Genomic DNA, 23,281 nt, shown 5'->3' on the forward strand with positions numbered 1-23,281 from the left:
GGGCACCGCGCCCGCACCGGCGGGCTCAGGCGGTGCCCTGCCAACTGCGCCACAGGTCGGCGTAGCGGCCGCCGGCGGCCACCAGTTCGGCGTGCGTACCCTGCTCGACGACCCGGCCGTGATCCATCACCACCACCCGGTCGGCGGCCTGCGCCTGGGTCAGCCGGTGCGCCACCACCAGGGTGGTGCGGCCCTCGGTGGCCGCCAGGGAGGCCCGCTCCAGACGGCGCGCCCCCGCACTGCCCGCCTCCGCGGTGGCCTCGTCCAGCACCGCCACCGGCGGGTCGGCCAGCACCATCCGGGCCAGCGCCAGGTGCTGGGCCTGTTCGGCGGTGAGCGCGTGGCCGCCCTCGCCGACCACCGTGTCCAGCCCCTCGGGCAGTGCCCGCACCCAGCCGAGCGCGCCCACCCGCTCCAGCGCCGCCTCCGCCTCGGCGGCGCCCGCCCCGGGGCGTGCCAGCCGCAGGTCCTCCAGCAGGGTCCCGGCGAACACGTGGGTCTCCTGGCTGACCAGGTACACGTGCCCGCGCAGCAGGCGCTCGCCCAGGTCGGCCAGCGGCACCCCGCCCAGGTGCACCTCGCCCGTGTCGGGGACGCGCAGACCGGTGATCACCGCCGCCAGCGTGCTCTTGCCCGCACCGCTGGCGCCCACCAGTGCCACCCGCTCCCCGGGGGCGATCTCCAGCGACACCCCGTCCAGGGCGGGCGGGGTGTCGGGGCCGTACCGGTGCCCGACCTCCTTGACCCGCACCGACGCGTCCTGGGGCTCGCGCGGGTGCTCCGGTTCGGGGGCCTCGGGCAGGTCCACCACCCCGGCGAGCCGGGCCAGGCTCGCCCCGGCCGACTGCACCTCGTTGAAGTTCATGACCAGGAACATCATCGGGCCGAACAACCGGTGGAAGTACAGGGCCGCGGCGGTGACCGCGCCCACCGTCACCAGGTCGCCGCGCACCAGCCAGAAGCCCGCGACCAGCACCGCCGTCAGCCCCACGCACTCGGCGCCGTTGAGCCGCGACCCGAACCGGGTGAGCAGCCGGAACACCGACAGCGTGATGTCCATCGCCGCCAGGGACCGGTCGGAGACCCGTCCCTCGTGCTCCTCCTCGCGCCGGTAGGCGCGCACCGCCGACCGTCCGCGCAGCGCGCCCATCATGGCGTGCGACCGTTCGCCCATCGCGATCCGCTCGCGGGCGTAGTAGGGGCCCGAGAGCGGCAGGTACCAGCGGGCCGCCCACACGTAGACCGGCAGGGCGCACAGCCCGGCCAGGCCCAGCCGCCAGTCCAGGGCGGTCATCCCGGCCGCCGTGGTCAGCACCATGGCCAGCGCGATCACGACGTCGGGGCCGTTGCGGGCGATGCCGGTGGTGACGACGGCGACGTCGTCGCCCACCCGGGACAGCAGGTCGCCGATGCGCACCCGCTCCACCTGCGCGGCGGGCATGTGCAGGACCCGGTCCATGACCCGCTCGCGCAGCCGCGCCAGGATCCGCTCGCCGGCCCGCGTCACCAGCCAGGCGCCCGCCCCGGTGAGCAGTCCCCCGAGCAGTGCCGCCGCGGCGATGGTCCCGGCCGCGCGCAGCACCGCGTCCGGTCCGGCACCGTCGGAGATGTCGTCGACCATGGTGCCCAGCGTCCAGGGGGCGACCAGGCCGACCGCGCTGCCCGCCAGCACCACGGCCAGGGACAGGGGCGTGCCCCAGCCGCTGCGCCGCACCCCGTCGCCGAGCACCGCCCAGGTGCGCCGTGCCGACGCGGTGGGCAGCAGGTCCGCGTGTTCGTCGATCGCGCTCACGCGGTCACCGTCCTTTCCGTACCCGGCGCACCCGCGCCCGGGAAACCCGCCACGCCGCCCGGCGCCCCGCCCGGGGCGGGGCCGCCGCCGACCACCGCGCCCCGGAACACGGCACCGCCGGGCCGTGCCATCGCACCCCGGGGCGCACCGCGCCCGCGCAACGCCGTCGGACCAGGGCCGCGCGACACCGTCGGACCAGGGCGGTGCGAGGCCGTCGAACCAGGGCCGCGCGACACCGCCGGACCAGGGCGGTGTGACGCCGTCGAACCAGGGCCGCGCGACACCACCGGACCAGGACGGTGTGACGCCGCCGGACCAAGGCCGCGCGACACCACCGGACCAGGACGGTGTAACGCCGTCGGACCAGAGCCGCGCGAGGCCGCCGGACCAAGGCCGCGCGAGGCCACCGAACCAGGGCCGCGCGAGGCCACCGAACCAGAGACGTGCGACGCCGCGTTCCGGGGGGACGGCGCGGTCGCACAGGAGGGGGCGGAGGTCATCGCAGGACCGCCTCTGCGTAGGCGGGGTCCCGGCGGACCAGGTCGGCGTGGGTGCCCAGGGCCCGGACGCGCCCCTCCTCCAGGACGACCACCCGGTCGGCGCGGGCGAGCAGCGCCGGGCTGGCGGCCACCACGAGGGTGGCGCCCGCCGGGGTGCGGTCGGCGCGCGCCCGGGTCAGACCGCGGGCGATCGCCTCCTCGGTGGCCGCGTCCACGGCGGTGGTGGGGTCGTGCAGCACCAGTACCGGCGGGTCCGCGGCCAGGGCGCGCGCCAGGGCGGCGCGCTGGCGCTGCCCGCCGGACAGGTTCGCGGCCCGGTCGGCGACGGGCCGGTCCAGGCCCTGGGTATGCCCGGTGACCAGGTCGTCGGCTCCGGCGGCGCGCAGGGCCTCGCGCAGGTGCGCCTCGTCGCGGTCGGCGCCGGTGGCCAGGTTGGTGCGCAGCGTGCCCTCGAACAGGGTCGCCCCGTGTTCCTCCACCAGGACGGCGGCGCGCAGCGCGGCCAGGTCGAGCTCGTGCACGGGCACCCCGCCCACGATGGCCCGGCCCTGCCCGATGTCCTCGGGTGCGGCCCGGCCGGACAGCAGTTCCAGCAGTGCCTCGGCGTCGCGCGGGTCGGTGGCCAGCACCCCCACGGTCTCGCCGGGGGCCAGCCGCAGATCGACCCCGCGCAGGGTGCGGTAGGTGACCCCGTCCAGTTCCACCACCGGATCGGCCCGGACCGGCCGTTCGCCGGGGGTGACGGCGGCGGGGGCGGTCAGCAGCCGCACCAGGCGGCGGGCCGAGGCGCGGGAGGTGGCGAAGAGCTGGCCGACCATGCCCAGGCCCTGGACGGGTTCGGCCAGGAACTGGGCCAGACCCACCACGGTGATGAGCTCGCCGATGCTCAGCCGCCCCCGGAGCGCCATCCAGCCGGCGACCGCGGTCACGCACGCCAGGAACAGCACGCCCGCGGCCGACACCATGCCGCGGTACACGCCGTTGCTGGCCGCGGCCGACACCGACGCGGTGAGGGCGCCGCCGCTGGCCCGGCGGTAGCGGTCGGCGGCGGCGTGACGGGCGCCCATGCCCATGAGCACGCGCAGGCCGCCGACCAGGTCGGTGGCCAGGGCGGTGGCCCCGGCGGCGGTGGCCTGCTTGGCCTCGCTGCGCCGGGTGATGCGGGCGGCGGGGACGCGCAGCAGGAGCATCATCAGCGGTACCCCGACCAGGACGCCGATCCCCAGGGGAACGTCGATGGCCAGCAGGGCGACGGTGGTCGCGGTGATCGCGCCGCCCATGGCGATGAGCCCGATCCAGGCGCGCACGTACTGGGCGGCCTGCTCGGCGTCGGAGGTGGCCACGGACAGCAGTTCCCCGGCGCGCAGTCCGCTGCGCTCCCCGCACGGGTCCAGCGCCCGGCGAGCGGCCTCCACCCGCAGCAGGTGGGCCTCGTTCTCGACGGCCCGCACGGAGAACCGGGCGCCGATGCGGTAGGCGAAGGCCAGCACCGTGAACAGGACGGCCATGCCCAGGACGCACAGGGCCAGGGCGCCGACGTCGCCGGTGAAGACGGCCCGGTCGATGGTGACGCCGATGGCGACGGGGACCAGGGCCTCGGCGAGCTGGTGCAGGGAGTGCAGGACGGTGGCGCAGGCGACGTCGCGGCGGTTGCGGCGCAGGGTGCGCCGTCCCAGAGCACGGACGTCGGCGGGGGCGCTCACGCGGCCGTCCCGCCCGGGCCGGGGCGTACGCCCGCCCTTGAACATGTGGTCATCCGATCGTCCCATTTCCCTGTCTTCATGCCGCGATCAGGCTAGCCAGGCGCGGTCGCCGCCGCGAACGCGCCCCCACGGAGGCGAGGGCACCCCCGGAGAACCGGCCCGCACCGCCCCCACCGACCGTGACCCATGTCACACGAGCGCCCGCGCGCGATGCTGCACCCGCACCGGAACCGCCCGTGGGCGGGCGACCACCGACCACCCACGCCACGGCGCGCCGTTCGGGCCGGTTTGCACCCGCCCCCACCGACCGTGACCCACCTCACACAAGCGCCCCCGCGCGAGGCTTCACCCGCACCGGAACCGCCCACGGACGGGCGACCACCGACCACCCACGCCACGGCACGCCGTTCGGGCCAGTTTGCACCCGCCCCAGGAGTCCACCACTATGGTTCTGCTTAGGCAAGCCTAAGCTGACTGCGACCTTCCGGAAAATGAGGCTCCATGAACCCTGGCCCGCTGACCCGCGGCGGCGCGATCGCCGCCGGCGCGCTCTCCGTCCTGATGCTCGCCGCCTGCGGCGGCCAGGCCACCGAGGACTCCTCCGCCCCCTCCGGTGAGGCGTCCGAGGGCTACCCCGTCACCGTCGAGACCCTCTTCGGGGACGTCACCGTCGAGGAGCGCCCCGAGAACGTCGTGGCCATGGGCTGGTCCGACGCCGAGACCGCGCTCGCCCTGGGCGTGCAGCCGGTCGGCGTCGCCGACTGGCAGGCCTACGGCGCCCCCGGCGTCGGCCCCTGGGCCGCCGACCTGTTCGACTCCGAGCCCGCCCAGCTGGCCACCCTGGAGCCGAATCCGGAGGAGGTCGCGGTCCTGGAGCCCGATGTCATCCTCGACACCCGCTCCGACCACAGCCAGGAGCGCTACGACCTGCTCTCCCCGATCGCCCCGGTGGTCGGCCCGCCGCCCGGTGTGGAGGTCACCTACGGCACCACCTGGCAGGAGCAGACCCGCCAGGTCGCCCGGGTCCTGAACGAGGAGGAACTCGGCGAGGAGCTCATCGCCGAACTGGAGGGCGAGTTCGAGGCCCTGCGCGAGGAGAACCCGGAGTTCGCCGACGTCACCATCGCCGTGGGCGCCTACTTCGACGGCCAGTACGGCGCCTACGTGCCCGGCGACAGCCGCGTCGACCTGCTCCAGGACCTGGGCTTCGAGTACAAGTCCGAGATCACCGACATGGCCGACGGCGCCTTCTACGTCGGCCTCAGCCCGGAGCTGGTGGAGGTCCTGGACGCCGACCTGACCATCGTCTTCCCGATCGGCGATGTCGCCGACACCCTGGAGGAGGACCCGGTCCTCCAGGGCATCGGCTCGGCGCAGGACGGCCGCCTCATCATCCTGGACGACCCGGAGCTGGTCAACGCCTTCTCCAGCGGTTCCACCCTGGGCGTCTCCCACGCCCTGGACGGCATCGTCCCCCTCGTCCACGAGGCGCTCGGCCAGGAGTAGGCCCCGGTCGGCCCCGCGGGCCCCGGGCATCCGTGAACCGCTCCCTGGAAGCCGGACCGGAAAATCCAGTTCCATCGACCGGGGAGCGGTCCCATGAGAGCGAACGGCACGCTCACCCCCTCCCAACGCGAGAGCTCGATGGCGTGGTTCGGGTACGGCGTGGCCGATGGACCGGTGGCGACCACGCGGGGAGACCCCGGGGGGCCGATCCGGCGCCTGCGCCGACGGGGGCGGATCCACGGCCCGGGAGCACCGGTGGCCGAACAGGCGGAGAAGTCCCGCTCCTTCGAGTTCAAGGCCGAGGCGGTGCACCGCTTCCCGGCCGACGGGACGTCGGCCGGACCGGCGGTTCGTCCGTCAGGGCCGCCTCACCGGGGGTCGGCGCCCCGTCGGCCCCGCCCCGGGACGGCAGCACCCGCAACGCGTCGGCGTGCGCGGACACCCCGGCGTCCCCGACGCCCTCCGCAGGCACCGAGCCGGTGACCACGGCGACCGGCCCGACCACGTCCCCGAACAACCGGTCGAGGGCGGGGCGACCCCACCCCGGCGACGGCACCCACCGAACACGGCGCGACGGACCCGCGCCCCCGGCGGGTGAGGATGCCCGCCGCGGCGTCGATGACACGCCGCCGTGCGTCCCACCCGCCTCCCACGCACCCCAGGGCATCGGCGGTGACACCTTCGCGTTCTCCCCCGGGAGGGCGGCGTGCCCGCACAGCTCGCCGACCGACCCCCGTGCCGCCCTGCGAGCGCCGAAACCCCAGGTAGTAACCTCATGGCGGCCCATCCCACCCCACGAAACAGGGACATCCGTGCGCGACATCGTCATCTTCTCCGGCAGCGCCCACCCCGAGATCGCCCGGGAGATCTGCTCCGACCTCGACAAGCCGCTCTCCCCCACCCGCGTCTCGCGGTTCGCCAACGACTGCCTGGAGGTCCAACTCCAGGACAACTGCCGTGAACGCGACGTTTTCATCATCCAGCCGCTCGTCCCCCCGGTCCAGGAGAACCTGGTGGAGCTGCTGCTGATGCTCGACGCCGCCCGCGGGGCCTCCGCCGCCCGCACCACCGTGGTCATGCCGCACTTCGCCTACGCCCGCTCCGACAAGAAGGACGCGCCGCGCATCTCCATCGGCGCCCGCCTGGTCGCGGACCTGCTCTCCACCGCGGGGGCCGACCGCGTGCTCACCATGACGATGCACTCCCCCCAGGTCCACGGGTTCTTCAGCGTCCCCGTCGACCACCTGCACGCCCTGAGCGAACTCGCCTCGCACTTCCGCGGCGACGACCTGTCCAACACCGTGGTCGTCTCCCCCGACTTCGGCAACGCCAAGGCCGCCTCGGCGTTCGCCCGCCGCCTGGACACCCCGGTGGCCGCCGGCGCCAAACAGCGCTTCAGCGACGACAAGGTCAGCATCACCTCGGTCATCGGCGACGTCGCCGACCGCGACGTGATCATCCTCGACGACGAGGTCGCCAAGGGCAGCACCGTGGTGGAGCTGATCGAGCGGCTGCGCGAGCGCAAGGTCCGCTCCATCCGGGTGGCCTGCACCCACGGCCTGTTCACCGACGGCGCCCTGGACCGGCTGACCGCGATGGACGACGTCACCGAGATCGTGTGCACCAACACGGTGCCGATGGCCCCGGAGAAGGTCACGCCCAAGCTGACGACGCTGTCGATCGCCCCGGCACTGGCCGAGGCGATCCGCCGCATCCACAACGGCGAGTCCGTGAGCGCCCTGTTCGACGTGTCCTGACGCCCGCGGGCCCGACCTGTACCGCTCGGGCCCGCCACCCCGTGAACAGGGCGGCGGCCACGGCACGGAGCAGGCACGACGACCCGCCGGCAGCCCGGTGCCCGGCGGGGGCCCGCCTGCGGACCGGCATACCGGAGACCGCCGGGCGGTGCGACAATACGGCCATGAGACGCCACCGCCCCGTACCCGCGGACACCGCGCAGGACGCCCCGCGCGTCGACCCGCCCAAGACCTCCGCCGCCGGCCTGCCCGCGGTCCTCAACAGCGTCCGCCAGGTCGGGGAGAACGCCGGGGTGCGGCGCGGCCTGCCCGCCATGCTCGCCCTCAACCAGAAGCGCGGCTTCGACTGCCCGGGCTGCGCCTGGCCCGAGGGCGACAAGCGCCACCGCGCCGAGTTCTGCGAGAACGGCGCCAAGGCCGTCGCCGAGGAGGCCACCACCCGCCCCCTGACCGCCGACTTCTTCGCCGAGCACCCCGTGAGCGAACTCGCGCGGCGCTCCGGGTACTGGCTCGGACAACAGGGCCGTCTCACGCAGCCCCTGCACCTGGCCGAGGGCGCCGACCACTACACCCCCATCGGCTGGGACGACGCCCTGGAGCTCGTCGCCGCCGAGCTGCGCGCCCTGGACACCCCCGACCAGGCCGTCTTCTACACCTCCGGGCGCACCGGCAACGAGGCCGCCTTCGCCTACCAGCTGCTGGCCCGCCAGCTGGGCACCAACAACCTGCCCGACTGCTCCAACATGTGCCACGAGTCCTCCGGGTCGGCCCTCACCGAGACCCTGGGCGTGGGCAAGGGCAGCGTGTCCCTGGACGACCTGCACCGGGCGGACCTCATCATCGTCGCCGGGCAGAACCCCGGCACCAACCACCCCCGCATGCTGACCGCCCTGGAGCGCGCCAAGAAGAACGGCGCCCGCATCGTCACGGTCAACCCCCTGCCCGAGGCCGGGATGCGCGAGTTCCGCAACCCCCAGCACCCGGGCGGGCTGCTGGGCCGCGGCACGCAGCTCACCGACGTGTTCGCGCAGATCCGGCTGGGCGGCGACCTGGCCCTGTTCTCCGCGGTCAACCGCATCCTCCTGGAGGCCGACCGCGGCGGGGCCCCCGTCCTGGACCGCGAATTCATCGACACCCACACCCGCGGCTTCGAGCGGTTCGCCGAGGAACTCCTGGACGAGCCCGCCGACGCCTTCTGGGCCCGGGTGGAACGCGACACCGGCCTGGAGCGCCCGCTCATCGAGGAGATCGCCGCCATGGCCATCGCCTCCGAGCGCACCGTCGTGTGCTGGGCCATGGGCCTGACCCAGCACAAGCACTCCGTCCCCACCATCCGCGAGGTCGTCAACTTCCTGCTGCTGCGCGGCAACGTCGGCCGCCCCGGCGCCGGGGTGTGCCCGGTGCGCGGCCACTCCAACGTGCAGGGCGACCGCACCATGGGCATCTTCGAGCGGCCCGCCGACGCCTTCCTGGACGCGCTGGGCGCCGAGTTCGGCTTCTCCCCGCCGCGCGGGCACGGCCACGACACCGTCAACGCCATCCGCGCCATGGCCCGGGGCGACGTCCGCGTCTTCTTCGCCATGGGCGGCAACTTCGTCGCCGCCACCCCCGACACCCACGTCACCGAGGACGCCATGCGCCGGGTGCGGCTGACCGTCCACGTGTCGACCAAGCTCAACCGCTCCCACGTGGTCACCGGCACCCGCGCGCTCATCCTGCCCGCGCTGGCCCGCAGCGACCGCGACGTCCACGACGGGCGGGACCGCTGGGTCACCGTCGAGGACTCCATGAGCCGCGTCCACGCCTCGCACGGTGTGCTGCAACCGCTGTCGGAGGACATGCGCTCGGAGGTCGACATCGTCCGCGACCTGGGCGCCCGCCTGTTCGGCCAGAGCCCGGTGGCCTGGGACTCGTTCGCCGACTACGACCGGATCCGCGACCACATCGCCGCCGTCGTCCCCGGCTTCGACGACTTCAACGCCAAGGCCCGGCAGCGGAACGGGTTCACCCTGCCGCACGCGCCGCGCGACCGGCGGCGCTTCCCCACCGCCACCGGCAAGGCCAACTTCACCGCCAACGGCACCTACGCGCCCGAGGTGCCGCAGGGGCGCCTGCTGCTCCAGACCCTGCGCTCGCACGACCAGTACAACACCACCGTGTACGGCCTGGACGACCGCTACCGCGGCATCACCGACGGGCGCCGCGTGGTCCTGGTCAACCCCGAGGACGCCGTCGCGCTCGGCCTGGCCGACGGCGACTACACCGACCTGGTGGGCGAGTGGCCCGACGGCCGCGAACGCCGCGCGCCGCACTTCCGCGTCGTCCACTACCCGACCGCCCGCGGCTGTGCCGCCTCCTACTTCCCCGAGACCAACGTCCTGGTGCCCCTGGACTCCACCGCCGACATCAGCAACACGCCCACCTCCAAGTCCGTGGTGGTCCGCTTCGAACCCGACACCGGCCTGTGACCCGCCGCGGCGGCCCCGGGCCCGGGGCCGCCGCCCGACACGAGAGCACCGATGCTGCCCACCGCGCCCGCGCCCATCGCCACCTGGTCCTGGGAGGCCTCCTCCGACACCGACGACCTCACCCTCGCCGACGCCTGCACCCGGCTGCACACCGCCGCCGACGTGCTGGCCGGCGAGGGCCTGTGCGCGCCGCGCACCCTGCGGGTGTCCTGGCTGCGCCCCGGTGAGGGCTACTCGGGGTTCGCCTCCGTCATGGACCTCGACCCGGCCGCGGAGTTCACCGCCGCCGACATGGCCGCACAGGTGCCGGTGGGCCGCCCGGCGGGGCTCCCGGACGCCGAGCCCCAGGCGCTCACCGTGGCGGGGCCGGGCACCTGGATCGACGCCGCGGGCGAGGAGCGCCGCGCCCATGGGCTGGTGGAGGCCACCGTGTACCTGGCGCCCTGGTTCCTGGAGGTCACCGTGGGGGTGCGCCACGACGTGTGGCTGCGCGCCGACTTCTCCGGCCGGCCCCACCCGCAGGTGTACCGGCGCAACGCCCCGCGGCTGGCCGCCGCCCTGGAGGGGATCGAGAAGGCCCTGGGGCTGGAGACCTCGCCGGGCGAGCCGACCCCGCACGGCGTCCCCGACAGGTACGGCATCACCTGACCGGCGGAGCCGGTGGACCCGGCACCGCCCGGAGGGCGCCGGGCACGGTCGCGGCACGACGCGGGGCCGCCCGGTCCGGGATCGGTCGTCACCGCCGTTCGGCGCGCATTGCGCGTCGGCGTCCTCCTATGACGAGCGTGAGCAGCGGAGACGTCCCGGAAGAGGTCGTCGGCAGAGCCCGCGGTCACGCCGCGAGCCAGGGCGAGAGCCTTCGGGCCTGCGTTCGCGAACTCCTGGCACGAGACGCCCGGGCCGTACCCGTCGGCCGCGAAGGCGCCCGGGGCGCACACCCGGTGACGCGTCCGCGGGCCCTTGAGCAGTGCCCCGGGTACGCCCGCATGAGCCCGGACGGTCGACGCGCCCGCCGCCGCGGACGATCCGCGCCCCCGCCGCCATGGGAAAAGGGTGCGCACACCGGGGGCAGGTCGTGCGGGTGAGCAGGTGAGGGAAGACCGCCGCCAGGGGGCGGGCGGGCGGACGTGGGCATCGGCCGGCCGCTGTGCCGACCGGTTCGCCCGAGGGGTCGGGCGGTGGGGGTCCGGAGCGGGACGGTCGTGGCCGGAACCGGCACGGAGCCCCGCCCCGGCCCGGTCTCTGGGATCATCGTGCCGACCCGTACACCCCGGCGATGCGACGTGAGGAGTACCGTGACCGCGCACACCACCCCCGAGGGCGTCCACGTGTGGGAGACCGCCGGGCCGCCCCGGGCCCTGGTCCAGCTCCAGCACGGCTACTCCGAGTACTCCGAGCGGTACGTCACCCTCTACGGCGGCCTCATCCCGCACCTGGTGGAACTCGGCTTCGAGGTGTGGGCCCGGGACCTGGAGGGACACGGCGACGCCCCCGGCCGCCCCGGGTCGCCCGACGTGCGCCGGTCCGTGATCGACCACGTGCTGACGCGGCGGCGCATGCGCGAACGGGGCCTGCCGGTCCTGCTCTTGGGCCACTCCCTCGGCGGGCTCGTGACGGCGGGCTCGGTCACCGTCGACCCGCAGGACGTGGCGGGCGTGGTGCTGACCTCCCCGGCCCTGGTCCCGCTGCCGCCGCCACCGGCGCTCGAAGCCGTGAAGCTGGTGGGACTGCTGTTGCCCTGGCTGCCCGCGCCGATCCCGCAGGACGGGCCCGCCCGGCTCACCCGCGTCGCGGAGTACGCCGAGGCGGGTGAGCGGGACACGCGCGTCTTCCGGGGGCGCATGCCCATGCGGACGGCGGCGAGCGTGCTGGAGGTCAACGCGGGCGTCCGCCGCAGGATCGCGCACTGGCGCACCCCGTGCCTGGTGGTGCACGGCACCGGGGACAACGTCACCGACGCCGAGCAGAGCCGCGCGTTCGTGGAGTCCCTGCCCGTCGAGGACAAGGAGTTCCACCCGGTGGAGGGCGGCTACCACGAACTGCTGCACGACATCGACGGGGCGCGGACCCTGGACCTGGTCACCGCCTGGCTGGACCGCCGCGCCCGCCGCTGACCGGGGCACCGCGACCGGACGCGGCCTCCGGCGGTCAGCCGGCCTGGCCGGTCGGCATGATCGTGACCTGCTGGAGGTTGACCCGTGGCGGGAGGGAGGCGAGGAACCCGACACTCTGCGCGATGTCCTCGGGCATGAGCCACTCCATGGCCTCCTTGGAGCCCTCCAGCCACGCACGGGCGCCCTCGTCGGTGACATGGCCCTGTAGCTCGGTACCGACGATGCCGGGCTCGATCGCCGAGACCCGCACCTTCTTCGCGCCCAGCTCGGCCCGCAGGTGCCGGGAGAGGTGGGTGACGTACGCCTTCGTGGCGGAGTAGACGGCGAAGTTCGGGAAGATGTTCTGCGCCGCGATCGACGACGTGTTGATCAGGTCCGCGACACCGCGCTCCTCAGCGGCCTCGACCAGCTGCGGCGTGAACGCACCGATGACGTTCATCAGGCCGGTGATGTTGAGGTCGATCTGGTGCCGCCACTGGCCGGTGGCCAGCTTCTCGATCGGGGCGGGCAGCATCACGCCCGCGTTGTTGAACAACAGGTCGGCACCGCCGAACCCGACCGCGACCCGCTCCGCCGCCGCCCGTACCGCCGCCGCGTCGGTCACGTCGAGGGCCAGGGCCAGGGCCTGACCGCCGTTCCTCCCGACCCGGGCCACCAGCCGCTCCAACCGGTCCGCACGCCGGGCCAGGACGACGACGCGAGCGCCGAGTCCGGCCAGGTGCTCGGCCGACGCCTCGCCGATGCCGCTGGAGGCGCCGGTGACGACCGCGACACGGCCGCTCAGGGGGCGGGTGGAAGTCTGCGTGGTCATGGGGGCACACCTTTCGAGGTGGGTGGGACGGGGTCGGGGACCGCGGCCTGTCGCCACCGGCTCCCCCACAAGAACACCACCCCGAGACGCCTCCCGGGGCGCAGGAAAAGGCCCTGACCAGGCAGGTATCCACAAGGAAGGTACTGACAGTGCCACCCGGGCCGGGGCACGGTCCGCTCCCGCCCGCCACACTGGGGACATGGACGACCGTGGTAACGAACTCGCCGACTTCCTGCGCACCCGCCGCGCCCGGGTCACCCCCGACCGGGCGGGGCTGCCCGATGACGGCCGGGCCCGCCGCGTGCCCGGTCTGCGCCGCGACGAGGTCGCCAGGCTGTCCGGGGTCAGTACCGAGTACTACACCCGTATCGAGCAGGGCCGGGCGCAGAACCCCTCCCCCGAAGTCATCGAAGCCCTCGCCGGCACCCTGCGGCTGGATCCCTCCGAGCGTGAGCACCTCACCGACCTCCTGGCACGGCCCGCACCGGCCCGCCGCGCTCCGACCGGCCCCCAGCGTGTGCGGCCCGGACTGCACCTGATGTTGCAGACCCTCGACCACGTTCCCGCGTTCGTCCTCGGTCGGCGCACGGACGTCCTGGCCTCCAACCGCCTGGCCCGCGAGGTCCTCACCGACTTCGACGCCCTGCCCGCGCCCCGCCGGAACCTGGCCCGCTACTACCTCTTGGACCCCGACGCCCGCGAGCGGGTCGGCGACTGGGAGCGGATCGCCGCCGAAACCGTCGCGATGCTCCGTCTGGAAGCCGGCCGAAGCCCCCGGGACCGCCGACTCGCCGACCTCGTCGGCGAACTCACGGTGAAATCACCGGAGTTCTCCACGTGGTGGAACGACCACCGGGTGCTGCGCCGGACCCACGGCGCCAAGCACTACCACCACCCCCTCGTCGGCGACCTGTACTTCTCCTACGAGTCCTTTCAGGTGCCCGGTGACAGGGACCAGACGCTGTGCGTCTACAACGTCGAACCCGGCTCCGACACCGCCCGGGCTCTGCGGCTCCTCACCGATTGGACGGCCCCACAACCGACGGAGACGACGGAACGAGGCGCGTAGGGGGCCGGGCCGCCGCGGTCCGGGGTCCATGGAGGCACCACCTTCGCAATGTTGATCATTTCGGACATTCGCCCCGGGTGGGCCCTCCCTCCGAGCCCCATGCGCATGAGACCGACCGCGGTCACTCTCGACCGCGGCGGCACGGGCGGCCGCACCCGGGTGAGATTCACATCACTCCCCAAAAGGTCACAGGGCATGAGTCCGTTCCGTCTCGAAGGGTGGAAGCGAACAGCGAACGACAAGGAGCGCACGGTGGACGCACGTCTGGACCTCTTGGGCGACCCGGTCCTGAGCAGGACCCTCAAGCACCTCACCGCGGCCGGCCGGGCCGTCGAGGACTCTCCGCTCTCCCCCTCCACCCGGGAATTGGTGCTGCTCCGGGCCAGCCAGATCAACGGCTGCGGGTTCTGCGTCGACATGCACGCCAAGGACGCCGCGCACGCGGGCGAGACCGCCGACCGCCTCCACCTGGTGGCGGCCTGGCGCGAGGCGACGGTGTTCACCGACGCCGAGCGCGCCGCCCTGGAGCTGGTGGAGGAGGGCACGCGCATCGCCGACGCCGCCGGCGGCGTCTCCGACGAGGTGTGGGAGAACGCCGCAGAGCACCACGGTGAGGACGCACTGGCCGCCCTGGTGTCGACGATCGCCGTCATCAACGCCCTCAACCGGCTGAGCGTCATCACGCGCCAGCCCGCCGGGCACTACCGGCCGGGCATGTTCGGCTGACCGCCGGGCCGGGCTCCCCCGGCCCCCTGCGGGACGGGGCGCCCGGCCCGGCGCACTCAGGCGTGGCGGCCCGACAGGGCGACCACTCCGCCGAGGCCGATCATCGCCACGCCGCCGCCGGCGGACAGGTCGGCCAGGCGGCGCGGGGAGCGGGCGAACCAGTGGCGCGCCCGTCCCGCGCCCAGTGCCCACAGGGCGTCGCACACCAGGGCGACGGCGACGAAGACCGCGCCGAGCAGGAGGATCTGCGCGGGCACCGAACCGGCGGCCGGGTCCGTGAACTGCGGCAGGACCGCCGCGAAGAACACCAGTGTCTTGGGGTTGGTGGCCCCGACGACGAAGCCCTGGACCAGCAGCCGGGTCGCCGTGCCGTCCACCGGTTCCGGCAGGGCGGCCCGGTGGCGGTGGCGGATCGCCGAGACGCCCAGCCACACCAGGTAGGCGGCCCCGGCGAGTTTGAGGGCGGTGAACGCCGTCGCGGAGGCGGCGACGACCGCCCCGACCCCGCAGGCGACCGCGACGATCAACGGAAGATTGCCCAGGGCGTTGCCGAGCACGCTGAGCAGGCCGCCGCGGCGGCCGAGCGAGAGGGAGCGTCCGACCACGAAGAGGACGCTGGGGCCGGGCACGAGGACCAGCAGGAGGACGACGGGGACGAAGGCGAGGAGTCGCTCGGGAGGCACCATGGCCGCACGTTACTCCCCCGTGCGGCGGGTCGGCCCCTGGTTTTCCGCGGTGCGGGCGGATCGCCGGAAGGGGTGAGCCCTCCCGGGAATCGGGTACATTCCCGGCGCCACGGGGTCCCCCGGCGGCACTCCGGCCACCGGGGAGAGACCATGGAGCACGAGAGCGCCCCCACGGGCACCGGCACCGACCGGGGAGCCGACTACATCGTGGTGGGCACCGGCCCCGGCGGGTCCCCGGTGGTCCGGCGGCTGGTCGACGCCGGGCACCGGGTGACCGTCCTGGAGGCGGGGCCCACCGACGCCCGGCCCGAGATCGACGACCCGCGCGCCACGTTCGCCCTGTTCGGCACGGAGGTCGACTGGGGACTGCTCACCGAGCCGCAGGAGCACCTGGGCGGGCGCGTCCTCTACCTGCCGCGCGGCAGGACCCTGGGCGGGACCAGCGCGATCAACGGGATGGTCTACGTCCGCGGCGCGGCCGCCGACTTCGACGCCTGGGAGGCCGCCGGGGCCGCCGGCTGGGCGTGGAAGGACGTGGAACCGTACTTCCGCCGACTGGAGGACTTCGGCCCCGAACCGGGTTCCGGACGGGGGAGCGGCGGGCCGCTGCCGGTCCGGCGCAACCCCGCCCCCGACCCGGTGGCCGCGGCGTTCGTCGCGGCGGCCGCGGGGGCCGGACATCCGCGCAACGACGACTACAACGACGGGGAGGCCCTCGGGGCGAGCCTCACCCAGGCCACCCTCGTGGACGGCGGGCGGGTGACCGCCTGGCGGGCGTACGTGGCCCCGGTCCTGGGCTCACCGCTGCTGACCGTGGTCACCGGGGCGCACGTGACCCGTGTGCTCATCGAGGACGGCCGGGCCGTCGGTGTGGAGTACCGCGCCGACGACGGGGAGGTCCACACCGTGCGGGCCCGGCGCGAGGTGGTCCTGGCCGCGGGCGTGTTCGGCACACCGCAGATCCTCCTGCTCTCGGGCGTGGGGCCCGCCGACCACCTGCACGAACACGGCATCACCCGGGTCGTCGACCTGCCCGGTGTCGGCGAGAACCTGCGCGACCACGCGGTCGTCCCGGTGGTCTGGGAGCGGGCCGGAGCGGCCCCCGGACCGCAGGGGATCGGGGTGCAGGCGCAGTTGGTCCGCGACGGCTCCGAGAACTCGATGATCCGCCCGGACCGGCAGGGCATGGTCATCCCCTACGTGTACTCGACCGTGCAGGAGGGCCTGCCCGCCTCGGGGTTCACGACGGTGGCGGTCGTGCTGCACCCGTACAGCACGGGCACGGTGCGGCTGCGCTCGGCCGACCCCGCCGACCCGCCGCGGATCGATCCCGCCGCGCTGTCCGACCCCAGGGACGTGGAGGCCCTGATGGAGGAGGTCGCGGTGCTCCGCGAACTGGGGCGGCGCCCGGAGCTGGCCGACCACGTGGCCGCGGAGGTGCATCCGGGTAAGGCCGACCTGCGGGAGTACGTCCACGCGGCGGCCGACGCCGGGCACCACCAGGTGGGCACCGCCCGCATGGGCACCGACGCCCTCGCGGTCGTCGACCCGCGCCTGCGCGTGCGGGGCGTCGCGGGACTGCGGGTCGCGGACGCCTCGGTGATGCCGTTCACCCCGGCGGGCAACACCGCCGGTCCGACCTTCATGATCGGCGAGCGCGCCGCCGACCTCCTCCTGGAGGACCTGGCCACGGACTGATCCGGGTCGCACGCCTGCCGGGCTATCGAATCTCAATGGATTATTATCGTTGCCCGAATGGTCGGTGGCGCCGGGGCGGACCGACCGCAGGCGGAACCGGAAGAGGTCGTCCGATGCCGATCGTCGTCGACATCGACGTGATGCTGGCCAAGCGGAAGATGGCCGTGGGCGAACTGGCCGAACGCATCGGCATCACCCCCGCGAACCTCGCCGTCCTCAAGAACGGCCGGGCCAAGGCCGTGCGCTTCACAACGCTGGAGGCCCTGTGCGAGGTCCTCGACTGCCAGCCCGGCGACCTGCTGCGCTGGGAGCCCGCCGGGCCCGCGGCCGGGGACCCCGGCGGCCCGGGGGCGACCGCCCCGAAGTGACGGCGCTCATATCCCCCGGCGTTGAACCGGCGGGCCCCCTCCCCCGTTTCCCCGGGTAAGGAGTCGGACGCACCGGGTGCGGACGACAGATGATCCACGGACCCGAGGGGGACCATGCGAACCGGAACGAAGATCGCGATCGGGGCGGGTACGGCCGTCGTGGTGCTGGGCGGGGCGGCCCTGGTGTTCGGCCCCGGCCTGTACGCCGACATGAACGCGGACCGGGCGGAGGCGGCGCCCACCGTCGACTCCCCCGGGGTGAGCGACGTGACCGACGTGGCCGCGTTCAACGGCGACTGGACCGTGGTCGAGGGCGAGTCCTACGCCGGGTACCGGGTGGACGAGGTGCTCCAGGGCCAGGACGTCACCGTCACCGGCCGCACCCCGGACGTGGCGGGCACCGTCTCCGTCGCGGACGGGTCGGTCACCGCCGCCGAGATCACCGTGGACATGACCACGGTCGCCACCGACAACGACAACCGCGACGAGTACTTCCGCGACAACGCCCTGAACACCGGCGAGTTCCCGACCTCGACGTTCACGCTGACCGAGCCGGTGGCCGTGGAGCCCGGCGCCGAGTCCGTTGCGCTGGTCGGCGACCTCACCGTCCACGGGGTCACCGTGCCGGTGACCATCGACGCCGAGGTCGGCCTCACCGACACCGGGGCGCGGGTCGCCGGGAGCGTCCCCGTCACCTTCGCCGACTTCGGCGTCCAGGCCCCCGACCTCGGCTTCGTGTCCGTGGAGGAGGCCGGGGAGGTCGAGTTCCTCCTCGATCTCGTGCAGAATCCGTAACGTGGCCACGGACCCGCCCGGCGGGCGCGCCGGGCCCTCGGACGACCTGCTCACCGCGCTGCACGCGGCGCACGCCGACAGGCTGCACCGCTATGTGCTGCGGCTGACCGGTGACGTCCCCCTGGCCCAGGACGTCGTCCAGGAGACCCTGCTGCGCGCCTGGCGGCGCCCCGACGTCATGGCCCGGGAGGAGGGCGCCGTCCGCGCCTGGCTGTACACGGTCGCCCGCAACCTCGTCATCGACGAGATGCGCAGCGCCCGGCACAGCCGCGAGCTCACCACCGACCGGCCGCCGGAGAACCCCCAGGCCGACCGCAGCCAGGCGGTGCTGGACGCGTGGCTGGTCGCGGACGCCCTGTCCGCGCTGTCCGCCGAGCACCGGGCCGTGGTCGTGGGAGCGTACTACCGCGGCCGGTCGGTGGAGGAGCTGGCCGCCGAGCAGCAGATCCCGGCGGGGACCGTCAAGTCCCGCCTGCACTACGCCCTGCGCGCCATGCGCCTGGCCCTCCAGGAGAAAGGAGTCTCACCATGACCTCCCCGGTGGCGGGCGGGGGCGACCCGTACCGCGAGTGGGACGGCGCGTACATCCTGGGCGCGCTGAACCCGCGGGAGCGCCGCGAGTTCGAGGAGCACCTGCTGGTCTGCGGCTCCTGCCGGGAGGCCGTGGCGGAGCTGGCCGGCATGCCCGGGCTGCTGGGCACGGTGCCGGTCGAGGAGGCGCTGGCCATGGCTTCGGCGGACGACCCGTCCGAGGCCCCGGACGCCGTCCCGCTGGCGTCGGTGGCCGCGGCGGCCCGGCGGCGCCGGACCCGCGGCCGGGCGCTGCTGGCGTCGGTCGCGGCCGGTGCGGTCCTGGTGGCCGGGGCGGGCGGCTGGGTCGTGGGCCGGGGCGGGCCCGAACCCGCCGCACCGGTCGCGCAGGCCCCGCAGGTTCCACCGGCCCCGCAGACCGTCGAGCTGAGCCCGGTGGGCGAGGCCGAGCTGTGGGCGTCGGTGACGGTCACCCCCACGGCCTGGGGGACCCGGTTCGACTGGACCTGCGACTACCCGGCCACCGGCGGGACCGACGACATCGTGTACACGCTCGTCCTGGTGGACGACGAGGGCGCGCGGTCGACCGCGGCCACGTGGTCGTGGACCGAGTCCGGTTCGCCCTCGGGGCTGGGCGCCTCCACAGCGCTGCCCGTGGACCGGATCGACAGCGTCGAGATCGGCCTGGTGGGGTCCGAGGACGCGCTGGCCTCCGGCAGGGTCTGACGGCCGAAGGGACGGTGTCCCACCGAGTGGTGTGACTTCGTTCGGCCCCCGCGCCCCGGAGGCAACGACATGTTGGTCGGCGATCCGTTCTTGTCCGAACATCCGTTGTTCTCACACCACTCGACGGGACATGACCGCCGAAGGTCCTGTTCGGGGCCGGGTCCGGGTCAGACCGGGGCGGTGCGGCCGAACAGGTGGGCCAGCGCCCCCTCCAGGTAGGGGTACCGGAACCGGTGCCCCGCCGCCAGCAGGCGGGTGGGCACCACCCGCTGGTCCGCCAGCGCGACCTCGTCCGCGCCCTCCCGGCCCAGCAGGACCGCCGGGGCCCAGCCCGGGACCGGGAGGAGCGCCGGGCGGCGCAGGGTGCGGGCGAGCGCCCGCGCGTGGTCGGCCTCGCGCACCGGGTGCGGGGCCACCGCGTTGACCGGGCCCGACAGGTCCTCGTCCAGGATCGCGCGCAGGTAGACGTCGGACAGGTCGTCGGCGCCGATCCACGCCCGCCACTGCCGCCCGTGGCCGAGCCTGCCGCCCAGCCCCGCCGCGAACAGCGGGTACTGGAGGCCCAGCGCCCCGCCCGCCGGGGTCTGCACGATGCCGGTGCGCACCTGCACGCACCGCACCCCCGCGGCGGCGGCCGGGCCGGTCGCCGCCTCCCAGTCGGCGACCAGGTCGGCCAGGAACCCGTCGCCGCGCGGGCTGTCCTCGGTGAGCACCTCGTCGCCGCGGTCGGGCCCGTAGTAGCCGATCGCGGAGGCCGTGACGAGCACGCCCGGGCCGCCGTCCCCGACCCGTGCGGCGGCCAGCTCGGCCAGCGCCCGGGTGGGCCCGACGCGGCTGTCGCGCACGGCGTCCTTGTGCCGGTCGGTGAAGCGGCCGAACAGCGATTCCCCGGCCAGGTGCACCAGGGCGTCCACCCCGTCGAGCAGGTCGGGGGCGGGGGCGGCCGGGTCCCAGCGGCGTTCCCCGGCGTCCCGCGGGTCGTGCCGCACCAGCCGGACCACCCGGTGCCCGGAGGTGGTGAGCAGTGCGCACAGGTTGCGGCCGATCAGCCCGCCCGACCCGGTGACGGCGACGGTCACCGGCCGGTCCGACCAGGCGCGGGAGCGCTCCAGGGCGGCCAGGTCGTCGGCGAGCTGGGCGTGCCGGTAGGCGAACACGGGCCGCAGCACCGCGTCGGGCACGGAGGTCGCGATCCGGTCGATGACGCGGGTGCCGCCGCTCTCGTCCTCCTCGAATTCGTGGGCGTGCGTCCACGACAGCACCGCCGACAGCGGCCGTCCGGCCAGCCGGTCGGCGAACCGGCGGGGCGGATCGTAGCGTTCGGGCAGGTGGGCGGCGACCCAGCGCATCCCGCCCGGGAAGGTCAGCACCGCCACGCCGTCGCGCAGGGAGTCGGCCTCGGCGGTGAGCCGGACCGGCTGCCAGGGCGGACTCAGGCGGGCGAACGCCCCCGGCCGCCCGTGCCAGGCGAACACCTCGTCCCGTGGTGCGGGCACCACACTCTCGTACCGGAAGACCATGCCGCTCCTCGCGTCGCCACCTCACCGCCTGTGGACACGCTAGCGCGGGAGCGGCCGCAGTCCAGTGGACGGGCCGGGCGGAGCCCGATCCCCGCCGGATTCCCGCCCCCGCGCCCCCGCGCCGCCGTGCCGCCGTGCGCGAAGGGCGCGGCCCGGCCGGGGAACGGCGGGGCCCGGTCCCGGGTTCCCGCCCCTGCTCAGTCCTGCGTGAGGAACGCGGTCACGGCCCCGGCCAGGACGCGGTGGGCATCGGCGTCGGTGATGCGGGCGGTCCCGTCCCCGGACTGGTCGCCGTAGGCGCCGAACTGGGCGTGGTTCATGCCGTCGATCTCCACCGGTTCCGTGTCCGGGGGCAGGTGGGGGCGGGCGGCGTCGATCGTCTCCGGGTCGGACAGGGCGTCCTGGCCGCCGGAGACGGACAGCACCCGCAGGTCGTCGCGGTCGGCGAGGCCGGCGCCCTCGGTGGCGTAGGAGCCCCACAGCACCAGTCCGGCCAGGGACAGGTCCGGGTCGCCGCCGGCGTGGGCGGCGGCCATGGCCCCGCCGAGGGAGTGCCCGCCCAGGTACCAGTGGTCCACGCCCTCGCCGTGGGCGGCCGCGGCCGTGTCGGCGCGGCCGGGGGCCAGGACCGCGAAGTTGAGGGGCATCCGGGGGATGACCACGGTGACCCCGGCGTCCCGGACGATCGGCGCCCAGGGTGCGGCGTAGGCCTCGGCCTCCACCCGGGCGCCGGGGTAGAACACCACGCCGGTGCCGTCCCCGCCGTCGGCGGGCGTGAGGACGACGGCGTCGTCGGCGATGTCGATCCGCACCTCGGGCAGTGCGAGGGCCTGCCCCAGGGGTCCGGGCTCGGCGCGGTAGGCGTTCAGGCCCCAGGCGGCGAACCCGCCGACCGCCGCGGCCAGGAGGGCGAGGACGACCGCGATCGCGATGAACGCCCGGCGGCGGGGGGCGCCGCGTGCAGGGCTCACCGGAGCGCCCGGGGTTCGCGGTCTGCGGCGACGGCCTCCATCGGTGATCGGGCCGTCGTGTTCCGTAGATTCATCACGGAATCCAAGATACTTTCTTGTCAGTACTTCTGGCGACGAAAACCGGCGCCACCCGCACCGGCCGAGGCACAGGGGGTCACCATGGGAGCCACCGCACACCACGACGCGCAGACGGGACCGTCGGTCCCGGCCCAGGCCATCGCGCTGGCGGTACTCCTGGCCGCGGCCTTCGGCAGCGCCCTGCTCGGGGTGCTGGCCGGCCCCGACACCGCGGGAGAGTACGCACGCCTGACCCGCCCCGGCTGGGCTCCGCCCTCCTCGGTGTTCGGCCCGGTCTGGACGGTGCTGTACACCGCCATCGCGGTATCGGGCTGGCTGGTGTGGCGGCGCGGGGGCCTGCGCGGTGCCGCGCTGGGGCTCTTCGCCGGGCAGCTCGTGCTCAACGCCCTGTGGACGCCGCTGTTCTTCGCCGCCGGGATGCGCGGCGCCGCCCTGGTCGACATCGTGCTGCTGCTGGCCCTGATCACCGCCACGATCGCGGTCTTCTCCCGCGCCTCGCGCACGGCCGCGCTGCTGCTGGTGCCGTACTGGGCGTGGGTGGCCTTCGCCACCGGGCTCAACGCGGCCGTCTGGTGGCTCAACCGCGGTGCGTGAGGCCGCACCGCACGGGTCGATGAGGGGATCCTCGGACGGCACTGCCAGACTGGGCGGCGCAGCCGACCGATCCCGGGGAGTCATGGTGGAACGCGATCACGACCTCGCCCTGTTCGGCGCGACCGGGTACACCGGCGCGCTGACCGCCGCGTACCTGGCGGCGCACGTGCCGGCCGGGACCCGTTGGGCGCTGGCCGGGCGCAACCGGGACAAGCTCGCCGCGCTGCGCGAGCGCCTGGCCGTGCAGGCCCCCGGGACCCCGCTGCCCGACCTGCTGGTGGCCGACGTCGGCGACGCGAAGTCCGTGCGGGCGCTGGCCGCGTCGGCGCGGGCGGTCGTCTCCACCGTCGGCCCCTACTCCGCCCACGGCGCGCCGCTGGTCGCGGCCTGCGCCGCCGAGGGCACCGACTACCTGGACCTGTGCGGGGAGCCGGAGTTCGTCGACCGCATGTACGTGGAGCACCATGCCACGGCCGTGGAGACCGGGGCGCGGATCGTGCACGCCTGCGGGTTCGACTCCGTCCCGCACGACCTGGGCGCGTGGTTCACCGTACAGCGCCTGCCCGAGGGCGTGCCGCTGCACGTCGAGGGGTTCGTGCGGGCCAAGGGCACCCCGTCCGGCGGGACCCTCCACTCCCTGCTGGGCGCGTTCGCCGATCCCGGCCGCACCCTGGCGGCGGCCCGGGAACGGCGCCTGCGGGAGGAGCCGCCCGCCGGGCGGCGGGTGCGGGTGGACCGGCGGGGCGTGCCGCGCACCCGGCTGGCCCGGGGGTGGACGCTGCCGATGCCCTCCCTGGACCCGCAGGTGGTGGTGCGGTCGGCCGCCGCGTCGGAGCGGTACGGGCCGGACTTCACGTACGGGCACTAC

At 74.9% G+C, this 23,281-nt stretch carries 20 protein-coding genes; 14 read left to right on the forward strand and 6 right to left on the reverse strand.

The features are described 5' to 3' along the window. Positions 1-25: 25 nt before the first annotated feature. Both QJS33_RS15905 and QJS33_RS15910 read right to left on the reverse strand, forming a co-directional pair. Positions 26-1,792, reverse strand: a complete 1,767-nt coding sequence (locus QJS33_RS15905; RefSeq protein ID WP_306368756.1) for an ABC transporter ATP-binding protein — start codon at positions 1,790-1,792, stop codon at positions 26-28. A 496-nt stretch (positions 1,793-2,288) separates the two neighbouring features. Further along, positions 2,289-4,040 carry an ABC transporter ATP-binding protein gene (locus tag QJS33_RS15910; protein WP_372339672.1) on the reverse strand — a complete coding sequence of 584 codons (1,752 nt, stop codon included), beginning with the start codon at positions 4,038-4,040 and terminating at the stop codon, positions 2,289-2,291. Positions 4,041-4,496: 456 nt separating this feature from the next. On the opposite strand from QJS33_RS15910, the gene QJS33_RS15915 reads away from it, so the two are divergent. From QJS33_RS15915 to QJS33_RS15935, 5 genes are all read left to right on the forward strand, one after another. Next, the gene (locus QJS33_RS15915) at positions 4,497-5,501 is read left to right on the forward strand and encodes an ABC transporter substrate-binding protein (protein WP_306368758.1); all 1,005 of its coding nucleotides are present in this window, start codon (positions 4,497-4,499) and stop codon (positions 5,499-5,501) included. Between the two features lie 812 nt (positions 5,502-6,313). Next, positions 6,314-7,258 (forward strand): ribose-phosphate pyrophosphokinase, encoded by a 945-nt coding sequence (locus QJS33_RS15920; RefSeq protein WP_306368759.1) that lies wholly within the window; start codon positions 6,314-6,316, stop codon positions 7,256-7,258. 164 nt (positions 7,259-7,422) lie between these two features. After that, positions 7,423-9,726 (forward strand): FdhF/YdeP family oxidoreductase, encoded by a 2,304-nt coding sequence (locus QJS33_RS15925; RefSeq protein WP_306368760.1) that lies wholly within the window; start codon positions 7,423-7,425, stop codon positions 9,724-9,726. A gap of 51 nt (positions 9,727-9,777) precedes the next feature. Beyond that, positions 9,778-10,374 carry a hypothetical protein gene (locus QJS33_RS15930; RefSeq protein WP_306368761.1) on the forward strand — a complete coding sequence of 199 codons (597 nt, stop codon included), beginning with the start codon at positions 9,778-9,780 and terminating at the stop codon, positions 10,372-10,374. Positions 10,375-11,021: 647 nt separating this feature from the next. After that, complete coding sequence (locus tag QJS33_RS15935) at positions 11,022-11,840, forward strand: alpha/beta fold hydrolase (RefSeq protein WP_306368762.1); 819 nt, start codon at positions 11,022-11,024, stop codon at positions 11,838-11,840. Positions 11,841-11,874: 34 nt separating this feature from the next. Here the strand turns inward: QJS33_RS15935 and QJS33_RS15940 are convergent, their stop codons facing one another. Further along, on the reverse strand, positions 11,875-12,651 hold the full coding sequence (locus QJS33_RS15940; RefSeq protein ID WP_306368763.1) for an SDR family oxidoreductase: 777 nt from the start codon (positions 12,649-12,651) through the stop codon (positions 11,875-11,877). Positions 12,652-12,850: 199 nt separating this feature from the next. On the opposite strand from QJS33_RS15940, the gene QJS33_RS15945 reads away from it, so the two are divergent. Both QJS33_RS15945 and QJS33_RS15950 read left to right on the forward strand, forming a co-directional pair. Beyond that, on the forward strand, positions 12,851-13,720 hold the full coding sequence (locus QJS33_RS15945) for a helix-turn-helix transcriptional regulator (protein WP_306368764.1): 870 nt from the start codon (positions 12,851-12,853) through the stop codon (positions 13,718-13,720). 252 nt (positions 13,721-13,972) lie between these two features. Further along, complete coding sequence (locus QJS33_RS15950) at positions 13,973-14,446, forward strand: carboxymuconolactone decarboxylase family protein (RefSeq protein ID WP_306368765.1); 474 nt, start codon at positions 13,973-13,975, stop codon at positions 14,444-14,446. Positions 14,447-14,502: 56 nt separating this feature from the next. Here the strand turns inward: QJS33_RS15950 and QJS33_RS15955 are convergent, their stop codons facing one another. Next, positions 14,503-15,132: a LysE family translocator gene (locus QJS33_RS15955; RefSeq protein WP_306368766.1), complete on the reverse strand. Its 630-nt coding sequence runs from the start codon at positions 15,130-15,132 to the stop codon at positions 14,503-14,505. Between the two features lie 150 nt (positions 15,133-15,282). Here QJS33_RS15955 and QJS33_RS15960 point away from each other — a divergent pair, with 150 nt between their 5' ends. From QJS33_RS15960 to QJS33_RS15980, 5 genes are all read left to right on the forward strand, one after another. Continuing rightward, positions 15,283-16,830 carry a GMC family oxidoreductase gene (locus QJS33_RS15960; RefSeq protein ID WP_306368767.1) on the forward strand — a complete coding sequence of 516 codons (1,548 nt, stop codon included), beginning with the start codon at positions 15,283-15,285 and terminating at the stop codon, positions 16,828-16,830. A 113-nt stretch (positions 16,831-16,943) separates the two neighbouring features. Beyond that, the gene (locus QJS33_RS15965) at positions 16,944-17,198 is read left to right on the forward strand and encodes a helix-turn-helix transcriptional regulator (protein WP_306368768.1); all 255 of its coding nucleotides are present in this window, start codon (positions 16,944-16,946) and stop codon (positions 17,196-17,198) included. A gap of 114 nt (positions 17,199-17,312) precedes the next feature. Further along, positions 17,313-17,993, forward strand: a complete 681-nt coding sequence (locus tag QJS33_RS15970) for a YceI family protein (protein WP_306368769.1) — start codon at positions 17,313-17,315, stop codon at positions 17,991-17,993. 1 nt (position 17,994) lies between these two features. After that, positions 17,995-18,525, forward strand: coding sequence for a sigma-70 family RNA polymerase sigma factor (locus QJS33_RS15975; RefSeq protein ID WP_306368770.1), 531 nt, complete (start codon positions 17,995-17,997; stop codon positions 18,523-18,525). Further along, the gene (locus tag QJS33_RS15980; protein ID WP_306368771.1) at positions 18,522-19,250 is read left to right on the forward strand and encodes an anti-sigma factor; all 729 of its coding nucleotides are present in this window, start codon (positions 18,522-18,524) and stop codon (positions 19,248-19,250) included. Before QJS33_RS15975 ends, QJS33_RS15980 begins: the two co-directional genes overlap by 4 nt. A gap of 167 nt (positions 19,251-19,417) precedes the next feature. Here the strand turns inward: QJS33_RS15980 and QJS33_RS15985 are convergent, their stop codons facing one another. Continuing rightward, entirely contained in the window at positions 19,418-20,770 is a 1,353-nt protein-coding gene (locus tag QJS33_RS15985; RefSeq protein ID WP_306368772.1) for a TIGR01777 family oxidoreductase, read from the reverse strand. A gap of 197 nt (positions 20,771-20,967) precedes the next feature. Then, entirely contained in the window at positions 20,968-21,741 is a 774-nt protein-coding gene (locus QJS33_RS15990; protein WP_306368773.1) for an alpha/beta hydrolase, read from the reverse strand. Positions 21,742-21,900: 159 nt separating this feature from the next. Between QJS33_RS15990 and QJS33_RS15995 the strand changes: the two genes are divergently transcribed. Together QJS33_RS15995 and QJS33_RS16000 are read left to right on the forward strand one after the other, a co-directional pair. Next, on the forward strand, positions 21,901-22,413 hold the full coding sequence (locus tag QJS33_RS15995) for a TspO/MBR family protein (protein WP_306368774.1): 513 nt from the start codon (positions 21,901-21,903) through the stop codon (positions 22,411-22,413). Positions 22,414-22,498: 85 nt separating this feature from the next. Beyond that, positions 22,499-23,281, forward strand: a 783-nt coding sequence (locus QJS33_RS16000; RefSeq protein WP_306368779.1) for a trans-acting enoyl reductase family protein, incomplete at its 3' end; no start/stop codon positions are given.

Origin of the sequence: Nocardiopsis sp. CC223A, assembly GCF_030766825.1 — a bacterium.
Lineage (GTDB): Bacteria > Actinomycetota > Actinomycetes > Streptosporangiales > Streptosporangiaceae > Nocardiopsis.